Source organism: Cysteiniphilum sp. 19S12-1 (assembly GCF_052030685.1).
Taxonomy (GTDB): Bacteria; Pseudomonadota; Gammaproteobacteria; order Francisellales; family Francisellaceae; genus Caedibacter.
Genome location: NZ_JBQAJM010000041.1, coordinates 1 through 12,694, shown reverse-complemented (window position 1 = coordinate 12,694; position 12,694 = coordinate 1). Strand labels below are relative to the sequence as shown.

The window sequence follows — 12,694 nt, the reverse complement described above, 5'->3', positions numbered from 1 at the left end:
GGCATAAAAAATTGTCTTAAGAATCCAGATTTAGAAATATTTGAGTAGTCAATATCCAGGTAACTTGCAATGAGTTGGTATAGAAATCAAGGATATGAGCAAGGTTATTTTCTTCTGATTGAAAAGATGATTTCAAATCATTCATATACTCATCAGCTCGTGTACATGCTTTGGTATGGTAAAGACTAACTAAAGCTTGAAGAATATTGATCAAATTGTCGTGCATTCGTTGGCAACGATGGAAAATATAGCAGAGAACATATAATTTAATAAGTGGTGTTTTCATGCGAAATAATTTTGAGCGTCCATAGTATTTAACAAGTGAGCCATAATATTTGATTGACTCTGTTGATATAGATAAACTTGGCAATAATTGATTTGCATATTGATACAGATTCTTTACTTCTGATAGTCGTTCAAGCTCACTTAGGATTTCTTTGTTAGACACATCTTTTGGCAGTGAAACACAACTCGTTAGATCAAATGCATCATTTTTACTTAAAAGATTATCAATTTCGAGAGCAATATTTTTTGGAATATTGAAGACAATATTCTCCAATCGTTTTTCTTCAGCTCTAGTTGCAAAGCTAATAATATACTGAAACTCTCGATAAGTTGGCATGCTAATATTCATTTGTTCTAAATTACTCAGCAGTTCGGTAAAAATAAATATAGGTTTTATGTGTATTTTTGAGAGATTGATTGCTTTATCAAGAAGCATTTGGCGATGATTAACACTATTATAGTGTGCTACATTTAAAGCATCACAAATACTCTTAATATGATTTGAAGAAGTTGTTTTACTTAAGCTATAATTGCCACTTTTAAGATGAAAGCGTTTAAGAATGAAGTTAACATCATCTCTCGGAACATCTATTTTTTTAACTGTGAAAAAGTGCCCTGTCGATTTAAAATAACCCGATATAAGGATATAGGATAATCTACTGTTATCTGTATTCAAACCTTGGTAGTACAACCTTTCTGTTTCTGTGAGATCAAAAAATAGAAGCCTTTCGTCATTTGATAACTTTGGAATATTAAAATAAGACTCCCTGCTGATATCGGGTAGAAAATCCAAATACTGTTTATCTACATTGCCTCTCAAATATGTATTCCTTAATTTTAATTATTATGTGATAGTAAAAGTCATTTTGTATGATTATAATGTCCATTATTAAGATAACAAAACATGATATTGATATACTTTTAAATACACTATCATATTGTATAATTATTTGACTATAACAACGTTAATAATAAACACCTGAAATTATGATCTTAAAATGAGCAAAACAATAGCCTATATCCGCACTTCAACTGATAAGCAAGATTTAAACAATCAAAAGCTAGAAATACTGGAGTTTGCTCGCAAAAAAAATCTAATCATTAATGATTTTATTCAATTAAGTGTCTCTAGTCGCAAAACAACGAAGGATAGGCGCATTGATGAAATGATGGATTCATTAAAAGATGCAGATACACTCATAGTGACTGAGTTAAGTCGTCTTGGTCGTAGCACAGCAGAAGTTATCGGTCTTATTAATGCTTTAATACATAAAAAAGTTCGTATCATTATTATTCGGCAAAATATGGATATCAAACAACACGATATGGCATCAAAAGTAATGATTACCATGTTTTCACTTTTTTCTGAGCTCGAACGTGACTTAATTAGTATGAGAACCAAAGAGGCATTAGCCAATAAAAAATCTCAAGGCATTAAGCTTGGTAAGCCAAAAGGAACGATACAGAAGAGTAAATTTGATAATGACCTTGATAAAATTAAAGAACTCTTAGACCTTGGTTTATCCGTACGTAAAATTTCTAAGCATCTGGGTCTATCAACGCACATAGGGCTTAATAACTACATCAATAAACGTCAATTACGTTATCAAAACTCTTAGTGGTTATATTTAAGCAAAATATTTTTGTTTGATAAATAGACGAATGGACCAAAGTCGTGCCAGAGCAACAGAACCCCATTTAGGTATATCAAAAGCTTTTGTCATCATTATGTATATCCTCCTAACGAGAGTTAGTTGTATCTTTAATTTTGACTGTTTGGTCTAACCCCTTCGCTCCACTCTCATTACAGGAGATTCAACACTACTACGAGTTAGTCCGCCCCAGTGCTGTGCATCGGTACTCTAATCCTTGTGGGGTCACCACTTGGAAATCTTCCTTAACATCACAACGACTGGTTCCCGCAGTTCCATAAGAAAGCCTAAATTAAGATCACGCCATCTCTACGCCAAACATCACCTACTCAGAACCTAGATACCCAGTAGATTTTATCCCAAGGAAATAGGAAGCCCTTGGTTTTGATGTTATATACTACGTGCCTTTCGACGCTTAAACGATGATTCGCTTTCGCTCGTCTTCTTAATTCACACCTCGCCAGATTTTTATCTGACTTTCCTTACGCACTCACGACCATTGCTCTTAACAATAGCCGCCAAAGGTGGTTTGACACCTGTTTCTAGTAACCGATGCCGGCGGGTCTTCCGCCATCTTTCTTATAGCTTAGCTACGGCATACTCCTATTTTTACACGTATCCGGGCTTAACCCGCATTACTCTTAATAAAAGTCGCATAAGTTTGTTTGAAACCTGCTTCTGGCAGCCGATTTCGGTAGACCTACTACCATCTCTATTGCAGCTTAGCTGCGGCACACTACGCTTTTCGGCTTATAACGCTGGAACCCCAATGCACAATTTAACACAGAGTTACATGCTGGTACAAAAAAAGTATTTAAATTGCTTACTCTGGAAGTATTATGTTGCTACAGACGTTGTACAAACATGAGTTATCGTGTAAGTTAAAGTATACTATGATAGTGCAAAAATATGGTGGTAGTTGTATAAAAAGCATTAGAGACTTTGATGTTATATCAGAAAAAATTATAAACTCTTTTTGCGGAAAACAACAGAAAATTGTTGTCGTTGTTTCGGCAATGTTTGGTGAAACAGACTCTTTAATGTCGCTAGCAGAGACTGTTGCTTCTGGATCTGAAATAGACAAGAGAGACCTAGATTATCTGATTAATATTGGGGAACAAAAATCATCTTCCCTTTTGGCTATTGCTATCAATTCAAAAACTGCCACTGTAAAAGCAAAAGCTTACGCTTGCTGGCAAATAGGCATTTTTTTAAACGAGGACAGGTTACCTTATATAAAAAATTGGGGTTTGCATATGCTAGAGCATGACGTGTCTAATGGAATTGTTCCTATTATTTGTGGTTTTCAAGCTTTAAACAATCAAAATAATGATATTTTCACCCTTGGGCGTAATGGTTCTGATACAACTGCGGTTATGCTAGCGATTGCCTTGAATAGTGATTTAGAGATTTACAAGGATATTGGGACTCTAAATAGCTGTGACCCTAAGATATTTCCTAATATTTCGTTTCCAATAGAAAAAATAGATTATGCAATGCTTAATAGAATGTCCGATAATGGTTGTGATTTTTTCCCAAAGAATTCTTTAACTCTTGCTAGTAAAAGCAACTTGAAATGTAAAATTAAATCGTTAACATCTGATGAGGTTACGCTCGTAAGTAATGATTATTTTTTTGTTAAGTCTACATTTCTTATAATTAAGAAATCAATTATATTTATCGAATGTAGCTTTGTTTTAGGAGATTTTAAAAACAGTATATTAAGATTTGGATATAGGTTTAAGCATATATCATCAAACGGAAAAAATTATTTTATTATTTATTGCGATGACTCACGTGAAAAATATCGAGCTTTAAAATTTTTAGAGACTTATACAAATAATTTTTTTTCATTAAAAAGTGATTATTTCATGATAAGCCTATTAACAGCAACTTCTACATTGGCAAGTATTAAAGATTTTTTTCTGAAAAATTATGATCAATATAAGCTAATACTCTTTGATTCAGATAGCGTTTACCTTTTATTTGACAAAAGTCAATATGAATCATTAATACACTTAATAAACAATACTGATTGTCAGATGTTATTTAGCAAAATTGAGGAAAAGGTTTTAATATGGTAAAGTATAGTAGTGACCAATATGAATCTAATGTTAGATCATACTGTAGAGATTATCATGTTTTGTTCAAAAAAGCTAGAAATGATATTTTAGAAGCTAATGACGGTAAAAAATATGTAGATTTTCTGTCAGGAGCTGGCACATTAAATTATGGTCATAATCACCCTCTCCTAAAAAATGTTTTAATTAATTATTTGAAAAAAGATGGCATTATTCATGGCTTAGACTTTATAACCAATGCAAAAGAAAACTTTATTGAAATTTTCCAAAATAAGATACTCGAGCCAAGGGACTTAAAGTATAAATTACAATTTACTGGACCTACAGGTGCTAATTCAGTCGAAGCAGCACTAAAACTAGCTAGAAAATTCACCAATAGGAGTAACATTGTTTGTTTTACAAATGCTTTTCATGGCATGAGTATGGGGGCATTATCAGTTACAGGTTCAATATCTAGAAGAGAAAGTATTTCTACACTAGCAAATGGAGTAATAAGGTTACCGTTTGAGAATTACAAGAACTTAAACATAGATACTATAACTCTTTTACAGAATATGTTAGATGACCCTAGTAGTGGTGTTGAGCTACCTGCAGCGATTATTATTGAAACAATACAAGGCGAAGGAGGTGTCAATATAGCATCTAAAGAATGGCTAGAAAACCTTTGCTGTCTTTGCCGCAATAAAGGCATACTTATTATCTTTGATGAAATACAGATTGGATGTGGTCGGACTTCAAAATTCTTCAGTTTCGAAGGTTATAATCTAGTGCCTGATATGATATGTGTTTCAAAATCCTTAAGTGGTTTTGGATTTCCAATGTCATTATTACTTATTAATCCTGATATAGATATATGGTCTCCAGGAGAGCATAATGGTACTTTCAGGGGGCATAATGCTGCATTTGTAACTTCAGCTGCTGCAATTAATCAATTTTGGAGTGATGACTTATTTCAACAAGAAATTCAAATGAAGTCGTCAATTATTGATACATTCTTAAAAAGGATTTCATTTTTAGAAATAATTGCTGGGATTAGAATAAAAGGAATGATTGCGGGAATTGAGCTATTAAGCCAATATTTAGCTGAAAAAATTAAGAGTTTGGCTTTTGATTCAAAATTGATTATTGAAACTTGTGGTCCTTCAGGCGAAGTGCTCAAGCTTTTACCTCCATTAACTATAACTTATGAAAATCTTAATTACGGATTAGACTTATTAGAAAAGCTTTTAACAGAAACAAATAATGAGTTTAAGAATAAATCTTTGTAATAATAGAAAAATTGAAGGAGATAAGTATGTTCATTAGAAAATTACAAGATATTATTCAGTCGAATAATGTAGTTAAAGATCCTAATGGCAGTTGGGAAAGTAGAAGACTAATTTTAGCGAAAGATAATATGGGATTTTCTCTTCATGATACGATAATTTATGCACATAAGTCGATGACTCTTCATTATAAGAATCATCTAGAGGCAGTATATTGTATTGAAGGTAAGGGAAGCGTTACAGAGTTAAACAGTGGAAAGGTTAATCAAATATCTAAAGGTGTACTATATGCACTAGATAAACACGATAAGCATATTTTAGCAGCATGTGATAATATGAGGATTATATGCATTTTTAATCCAGCATTACATGGTAATGAAGTTCATGACAATGAAGGCAGTTATCCACTAGCAGAGATTGAGCATTAACTATCATGAACAAGACTTGCCTTAAATATGTATTTTTAAATTTTTTAGACCATCCGAGAGGTAATTTAATACTAAAGAAATTAATTGATAACGGTTTCCCCCCTCAACTAGTCGTTAACGAAGACTCTAAGCTTGCAGAAAAAGGGAGAGAATTTATTGACTCTTTCATTGAGAGTAAAGTCTATATTAATGAATTGATTAGTGCTCATAATATTAATTCAGTTAATGTAAAAAATATTAACGATGAGCTATGTATTAGTAGTATTCAAAGTGCGGCACCAGAATATATTATATTAGGTGACACTAGGATTATTAAAGAGTCAATACTAAAAATGTCGCATAAAGGTATTATCAACTCTCACCCTGGATATCTACCTCTAGTTAGAGGTAATAATCCTTATATATGGGCTATTTTGAATGATATACCTCAAGGTTGTTCAGTTCATTTTGTAGATCAGGATATAGATACTGGATTTATTCTTAAGAGAAGAATACTTGAACTTAATCAGGATGACTCATTTAAAGATCTTATAAGAAAAATTAATGAAATGTGTGCACTCCTTGTACTAGAGGTAATGCTTGATATATCAGAGTCTAGAAATGTTAGTAGTGATAAGAGCCGATATGAGCAAAAAGGTCCTTCTAACTACTATACAAAAGCGAGTGACGTTCAAGTTAACAGGGCAATAAACAAATTTAATTCGACTAATGGTTATATATTTAAACAAATTTAATCTCATGGAGTATGAAATGCTAAGAAACGAAATTTTTGATCAAGGAAGACATTGGAAAGGTAAAATTGGGTTTTTAACTGTTGCAATGGATCAAACAGTCGAGTCAGATATGTTTTCAATGGCGCCCACGCATGTTGGTTTGCACTTCAATAGAATAAAAATGTCTAACGTAGTTGATGAAAAAACATTACAGAGTATGTCCCATGAAATTAAGAAGTCTTCGGAGAGCTTACTCCCAGACGGAAGCGTTGATTTGATTTGTTTTGCCTGCACTATGGGCAGTATCGTTATAGGTGATGAGAAAGTTAAAAAACTTATATCTTCGGTTCAACAAACTTCAACAAAAGTTATAACACTTGCAGAAAGTGTAATTGAAGCGCTTAAATTTTTGTCAGCAAAACAAGTGTATATAGTTACTCCTTACATTGATAAGTTAAATAATTTAGAGTTAGAGTATTTTACTAATCAGGGTTTTACTGTTGATAATATTGAAGGCTTTAATATTTTACTTGATTCGGATATAGCAAATGTATCTCCTGATTATATATCTCATTTTTGTGTAGAGAGAAAAAATGAAATACAAAAGTCAGATTGTTTATTTATTAGCTGTAGCTCTTTGAGGTCTATAGATGCTATACAAGAGATAGAAAATGAACTCTCGATTCCTGTTATTACAAGTAACCAAGCTTTACTTTGGAATGCTTTAAAGACTTTAAATATTGATACTAATGTAAGCAGTTATGGAAAAATTTTTACTAAATAACCTTAACAGTTCTTTATAAAACAAATTGAAGGAGATTTTATGAACTTAAAAAAAATCACTAGAGCCTCTCCTGTTGTATGGAGCAAGAATAACTTTTCACCACTTAATGCAGAGCAAATTTCGTTCTACAAAGAAAATGGTTTTATCAAGTTAAAAAATATTATAGATCAACAAAGTATCAATGAAATTTTAAATAGAGTGATGGAGTTATATAATACAAATGGTGAAAATGTTGTATCAGAATTACAAGAAGAAACAATTAGACAAATTTTCGAGATTCATAATGAGCCTACATTGAAAGATTTTTATCAACATGATTATGTGTTAAAAGCGGTCAAGCAAATATTAGATGACCAAGTTTATATTTATCAATCTAAAATTAATTATAAAAAGGCGTTTACAGGAAAATCTTTTAATTTTCATACTGATTATATTACATGGCACAATGTTGATGGCATGCCAGAACCAAGGGCTATAAATATAGATATCTGTGTTACAGAACAGTCATTTTATAATGGTGCTTTGATGGTAGTTCCTAAATCTCACTTATATTATGTTCCAGCAGAAAATGAACAACCAAAAGATCAGAAATTTAATTTTAAAGATAATTTGCAAACACAAGATTATGACACTCCTAAGACCGAGATATTTAAAAAGCTGATAGAAACGTATGGAATTGAGTATATTGCATTAAAACCAGGAGATATTTTACTTTTTGACCCAAATCTAATTCACGGTTCATCCAATAACATATCACCGTATGACAGAATAAAGCTCATGTTTAGTTATAATAGCGTTACCAATAAGCCTAAAAAGAGTGTGAGGCCTAATTATATGGCCAATCATAATATTGAAGAGGTATTTTAAATGCGAACTAACATAGAAAAACATATCTATCTTCCTTATGAGGTTAAAGAAAGGATTACTAAAAATGCACAGAAAGTCGATATCCATGCATTATTAAAGCCGATTGATCTAATTGATAGAATTAAAAACTTTGCAGATGAGATATCCCATAATTATATTAACTTTAATTTAGAGGAAACATTACCAGAAATTGTTATATTGCATAATTTCCCTATAGATTTTCCATTGCCAAATACGCCAATGGATCATAACATAGATTATAAGCAGCTGAAATTTTGTTTATATTCTCTCTTATTAACTGCTAAAATTTTTAAATTATTTCCTTTAACTTATCATGGCGAAAACGATGACTGCTTATATAGATCAGTAGCGCCTTTAGAATATGCTAAAGATGATAACCAAAGTGCGCATGGGGGTTCAAGATATTTTCCCGTTCATATGGACTTACCTGATAGACCTCTTTTAGGTGATGAAGTCAAGAGAATTGCCCCAGCACCAGATTATTCTATATTTTCATGCATTAGGAACCCAAACAATATTCCAACAGATATATACATATTAGATGATATATTAAAGACTTTAGATTCCAGTTTAGTTGATATTTTATGTTCTAAAAGATTTAAAATAACAACACCATCTTCTTTTGATGTTAGTTCTAGAAAAAAAGAACCCTGTGTTTATCCTTTAGTTAAAAAATATAACGAAAAATTTATTTGCCGATATGATGAGCTGAACTGTTTTGCTGTTGATAGTGAAGCTGAACATGCACTTAATTTATTTAAGTCTAAAATAGATCAAGCAAACCCAATTAGAATATCAATTAATCCAGGGGAAATTATGCTCTTCTCTAACCAAAAAACAGTTCATTCTAGAGCGTCTTTTAGTCCAAATTATGATGGTACAGATCGATGGTTAATTAGACTATATGGAATAGTTAATTCGAGTCAAAAGTTACTCAAAAATTGCCTTTATAGAAATAAAAAGCATGTTGTTGTATAAATATGTTTTTTAAAAAAATTATTCCTCAGATTTTTCTTTTTGTTGCTGTTCTTTTTGGTTCTATACAATTCATGTATCAGTTTAGTACTGGCTTAATTACCTATGAATTGCAGATTTACTTTGGAATAAATACTGCTTCTCTTGGGGTGTTATCCTCTATGTTTTTTATCGGTTTAATTCTTGCACAAATTCCCATTGGTATTCTATTAGATAAGTTTTCTGCAAAAAAAATATTAATTTACTCTCAGCTCTTACTAGTTTTTTTAACATTGTGCTTTATCTTAAATTCCTCTTTCTTAGTAGCCCTTGGATTAAGGTTTTTTATGGGTATATTCTGTGCTGTACCATTTAACGCTACTTTATACAGTTTGAATATTAAATATAAATTTAGTAACTCTTATCTAAAGGCATTTTCTTTTTTTGAAGCAACTACGTTATTAATTACTTCATTCTCAGTAAAATTTTGTTCAAATATTGTTTCTTCGAATGGATGGAAAACTCTGTTTATAATCATGGCTTTTTTAGTGATTATAACGATGACTATATCTATATTTTTTTGGCCAACAGACACTATGAAGAAAAATAGTGCCAAATTTTCAATTAGGAATTATAAAAAGATAGTTTTAGATAGTAGGATTTGGGTTCTTGGTTTTTTTTCAGGTTCTATGTTTAATATAGTAACTGTCTTTTGTAATTTATGGGGGATTGAGTTCCTAATTAAATCAAAAGGTTATAATTATACTTCTTCAGCTGATATTTTATCAATTATATATTTAGGTCTAGTATTTGGTTGCGTATTACTTGGTCATATTCAATTTTTATCTAGAAGTAACAAGACAATACTATATGGCTCATTATTGCAATTTATATTAATTAGTTTGGCATTTTTTAATCATTTATCATTTATAGTTAATTTAGGAGTGTATTTTATTATTGGTAGCATTAGCAGTATATACATATTAGGTTTCTCTCGTGTAAATGCATATGTTAACTCTACAAATAAAGGTTTAGCTATATCTTTAACAAATATATTAAATATGTATGGCTCTGTTTTAATGCAACCATTCATTGGATTTATTGGTGTCCAGCTAGCTAGTCAAAGTTGCTATTCAACATCAAACTCATATATTGGTATTTATTTACTTCCAATTATGATTTTGATTTCATTCATATGGATGTTTTTAAAAGGTAACCATGTGTTGAGAGAATAAAAAAGATACCGTCTTGAATGTCAATAATCCATTTATCAAAATCGTTCAATAATTTCAGGAATCTCATCTTCTAAAAATGATCACTTTTAAAGTGACCTTCCATTAAGGCGGTCTCGTGTGATAGGGTGAAATGTGTAAATATTTTATGGAAGATTGGCTGAAAAGCCTTAGATATATGGAGTCTAGCACTATAGATCTAATTTGTCACGAATTGATTGTTTTTACTCGTTATTTTCTGGAAAAACGATCGTTAAAGCTTGCAAATCATTGTTAAACAAAATCGTTATGAATCGTAGTAAAATTTGTAAGAAATTGCTATTTACTTTATCAAAGTTAATATAAGCTAAAAATATTAAGGTTTAGTTTGCAGATAAAATGAAATACGGATATGCGCGTGTCAGCACCAAAGAGGGGTTAATTCCATATAGCACTGGTTTGTACTATCAAAGTGAGGTTAACCATTATTTTATATGGGATTCAGCCACCTCTATTTCAATAGGATTTTGCAAGCATACTTTTAACAAAACCTTTAATATCAGGCTTTTGAAGATTTTTGGAAAAAACATATTTTAAAAAACATCAATCACGCCTTATAAAATATAGCTTTAACTATTGTTGGCAAAAAAGATAAGATTAGCAACTCATACTAACATAGATAAAATCAATGAGTTTACTTGCTGATTTAAGCACCAATATGCACCTAATTTTAGACAACCAAGAAAACGAACGTTTAATTTGTTGGTGTAAGCTGAAATTTTTATTTTTTTCTTAAGTTGCCACATCTCTTGCTAATAAAGGCTTAATCAAATATTAGATAAGTCTTGATTAGTGAAAAATAATACCATGAACCCCTTTTAAAATATGGTTTTTAACGCATATCTGGGAAAAACCAGTGCTATATGGAATTAACCCCTTTTAAGAAACTTCGGGTCGTGCCTCCCCTGCGTCACTGTCCAAACAGTGACGCAGGGGAGGCTCAAAAGCCAGTCATTATTTAGACCTTTCCGAGTGTCAAGACTCAATAAATGACCAAGAGCAAAGCTCTTATAAAACGCGATAATTCTTAAGGAATTAATCGCTGTTTGCCTAATTGGCAAACGTGAGCTCAATGCTCACAAGGTATCTACTAAGCATGATATTTGACTAATCAAATTTACAAATTTTGCTTTCATTCGAGTGATATGCCATGTCACATAACTATGTTTTGAATGATTAAATATTACTTACAATTGATTTTTAATACACTGTGATACACTTTATAGATTGAATATCAACTCAAATTGATGCTTCCTAGTGGTAAGGAAAAACTTTGAGTTAGTCGAATGGTTTCGCGTATAGATTATAGCCAGAAAAAACAGATACTGGCGATTTCATTAGGGAATGGCTTCGAGGCCTATGATTTTGTGCTGTATGGAATGCTTTCCCAAACTTTTAGTGTTGTTTTTTTCCCAGATAATATGGATGCGGATATCCGGGTAATTCTGTCGTTTATTCTTTTTTTATCAGCATATATTGCCAGACCGTTTGGAGCTTTGCTCTGGGGAGTTATAGGTGATAAGTTTGGTAGAAAAGTGGTACTGACTTATACCATTAGCTTAATGTCTGTATCAGCGATAGGGATGATTTTAATACCAGGATACGCAGTGATTGGTGCAGCAGCGCCTGTCATTGTAATCATTTTAAGGATTATTCAAGGGATTGCTTTTTCCGGAGAATTTCCTACCGTAATGGTTTCATTATATGAGTCAGCGCCAAATAACAGGAGAGGTTTTTTTTGCAGCTTTACCGAAATTACAGGGACATTTGGTCATTTTATTGGAATTATTCTGTGCGTATTTTTAATTTTTTATATGGATAAAAATATGTTTATGACATATGGCTGGAAAATTCCATTTGGTTTTTCGTTGATTTTTATTTTTGTTGTTTATTACATAAGAACTCATTTCATTGAAACATTGAATCTTTCATCTGAAAATAAGGTGAGAATTCCAATTATAAGCAACTTCAGGGATAATATCTGGTCATCACTTAAGATAACGTTGTTTGTATCTACCAATTCATTTTTGCTTTTTTCATTCCTTTTTTATACCAACAGATTGATATCAAATTATCATGCGCAGCCAGTTGATGATTATATTTTTTCTTGGATAGTGCAGCTTTGTTGTGTTGGGTTACTCGTCACATTTCTTGTGATCATTGGTTCAATCGTTGATCGCATAGGCATTATGAAGGTTTCATTTATTGGGCATATCTTGATACTGATATTCTATTATCCAATTTTCTACTATTTAATTGGACCAGTGTTAAGGTAGCTGCCTTTACGGACCACCCTCAACTCATTGCAAGTTACCTGGATATTGACTACTCAAATATTTCTAAATCTGGATTCTTAAGACAATTTTTTATGCC

General features: G+C 31.6%; 11 protein-coding genes. 10 read left to right on the top strand and 1 reads right to left on the bottom strand.

Translation table 11 applies throughout. The features are described from left to right. Positions 1 to 16 precede the first annotated feature (16 nt). Positions 17 to 1,105 (bottom strand): DUF4158 domain-containing protein, encoded by a 1,089-nt coding sequence (locus tag ACTS4L_RS10360; protein ID WP_440652010.1) that lies wholly within the window; start codon positions 1,103 to 1,105, stop codon positions 17 to 19. 178 nt (positions 1,106 to 1,283) lie between these two features. On the opposite strand from ACTS4L_RS10360, the gene ACTS4L_RS10355 reads away from it, so the two are divergent. The 10 genes from ACTS4L_RS10355 to ACTS4L_RS10310 all read left to right on the top strand — a co-directional run bounded on the left by ACTS4L_RS10355 (position 1,284) and on the right by ACTS4L_RS10310 (position 12,597). Further along, positions 1,284 to 1,904, top strand: a complete 621-nt coding sequence (locus ACTS4L_RS10355; RefSeq protein ID WP_440652009.1) for a recombinase family protein — start codon at positions 1,284 to 1,286, stop codon at positions 1,902 to 1,904. Positions 1,905 to 2,836: 932 nt separating this feature from the next. After that, positions 2,837 to 4,021 (top strand): amino acid kinase family protein, encoded by a 1,185-nt coding sequence (locus tag ACTS4L_RS10350; protein WP_440652008.1) that lies wholly within the window; start codon positions 2,837 to 2,839, stop codon positions 4,019 to 4,021. Next, on the top strand, positions 4,015 to 5,286 hold the full coding sequence (gene ectB, locus ACTS4L_RS10345; protein WP_440652007.1) for a diaminobutyrate--2-oxoglutarate transaminase: 1,272 nt from the start codon (positions 4,015 to 4,017) through the stop codon (positions 5,284 to 5,286). Before ACTS4L_RS10350 ends, ectB begins: the two co-directional genes overlap by 7 nt. A 26-nt stretch (positions 5,287 to 5,312) precedes the next feature. Then, the gene (locus ACTS4L_RS10340; protein ID WP_440652006.1) at positions 5,313 to 5,711 is read left to right on the top strand and encodes an ectoine synthase; all 399 of its coding nucleotides are present in this window, start codon (positions 5,313 to 5,315) and stop codon (positions 5,709 to 5,711) included. 5 nt (positions 5,712 to 5,716) lie between these two features. Continuing rightward, the gene (locus ACTS4L_RS10335; RefSeq protein WP_440652005.1) at positions 5,717 to 6,445 is read left to right on the top strand and encodes a formyltransferase family protein; all 729 of its coding nucleotides are present in this window, start codon (positions 5,717 to 5,719) and stop codon (positions 6,443 to 6,445) included. A gap of 16 nt (positions 6,446 to 6,461) precedes the next feature. Further along, on the top strand, positions 6,462 to 7,208 hold the full coding sequence (locus ACTS4L_RS10330) for a maleate cis-trans isomerase family protein (RefSeq protein WP_440652004.1): 747 nt from the start codon (positions 6,462 to 6,464) through the stop codon (positions 7,206 to 7,208). Between the two features lie 39 nt (positions 7,209 to 7,247). Beyond that, positions 7,248 to 8,075, top strand: a complete 828-nt coding sequence (locus ACTS4L_RS10325) for a phytanoyl-CoA dioxygenase family protein (protein WP_440652003.1) — start codon at positions 7,248 to 7,250, stop codon at positions 8,073 to 8,075. Beyond that, positions 8,076 to 9,074: a hypothetical protein gene (locus ACTS4L_RS10320; RefSeq protein ID WP_440652002.1), complete on the top strand. Its 999-nt coding sequence runs from the start codon at positions 8,076 to 8,078 to the stop codon at positions 9,072 to 9,074. Between the two features lie 2 nt (positions 9,075 to 9,076). After that, positions 9,077 to 10,285 (top strand): MFS transporter, encoded by a 1,209-nt coding sequence (locus tag ACTS4L_RS10315; protein ID WP_440652001.1) that lies wholly within the window; start codon positions 9,077 to 9,079, stop codon positions 10,283 to 10,285. A gap of 1,322 nt (positions 10,286 to 11,607) precedes the next feature. Beyond that, positions 11,608 to 12,597, top strand: a complete 990-nt coding sequence (locus ACTS4L_RS10310) for an MFS transporter (protein WP_440652000.1) — start codon at positions 11,608 to 11,610, stop codon at positions 12,595 to 12,597. The last annotated feature ends 97 nt before the right edge of the window (positions 12,598 to 12,694 follow it).

Bases quoted from the DNA above. Each gene is read 5' to 3' on its own strand.
- ACTS4L_RS10355 (WP_440652009.1), top strand. From the start codon at position 1,284: ATGAGCAAAACAATAGCCTATATCCGCACTTCAACTGATAAGCAAGAT.
- ectB (WP_440652007.1), top strand. From the start codon at position 4,015: ATGGTAAAGTATAGTAGTGACCAATATGAATCTAATGTTAGATCATAC.
- ACTS4L_RS10340 (WP_440652006.1), top strand. From the start codon at position 5,313: ATGTTCATTAGAAAATTACAAGATATTATTCAGTCGAATAATGTAGTT.
- ACTS4L_RS10335 (WP_440652005.1), top strand. From the start codon at position 5,717: ATGAACAAGACTTGCCTTAAATATGTATTTTTAAATTTTTTAGACCAT.
- ACTS4L_RS10330 (WP_440652004.1), top strand. From the start codon at position 6,462: ATGCTAAGAAACGAAATTTTTGATCAAGGAAGACATTGGAAAGGTAAA.
- ACTS4L_RS10325 (WP_440652003.1), top strand. From the start codon at position 7,248: ATGAACTTAAAAAAAATCACTAGAGCCTCTCCTGTTGTATGGAGCAAG.
- ACTS4L_RS10320 (WP_440652002.1), top strand. From the start codon at position 8,076: ATGCGAACTAACATAGAAAAACATATCTATCTTCCTTATGAGGTTAAA.
- ACTS4L_RS10315 (WP_440652001.1), top strand. From the start codon at position 9,077: ATGTTTTTTAAAAAAATTATTCCTCAGATTTTTCTTTTTGTTGCTGTT.
- ACTS4L_RS10310 (WP_440652000.1), top strand. From the start codon at position 11,608: ATGGTTTCGCGTATAGATTATAGCCAGAAAAAACAGATACTGGCGATT.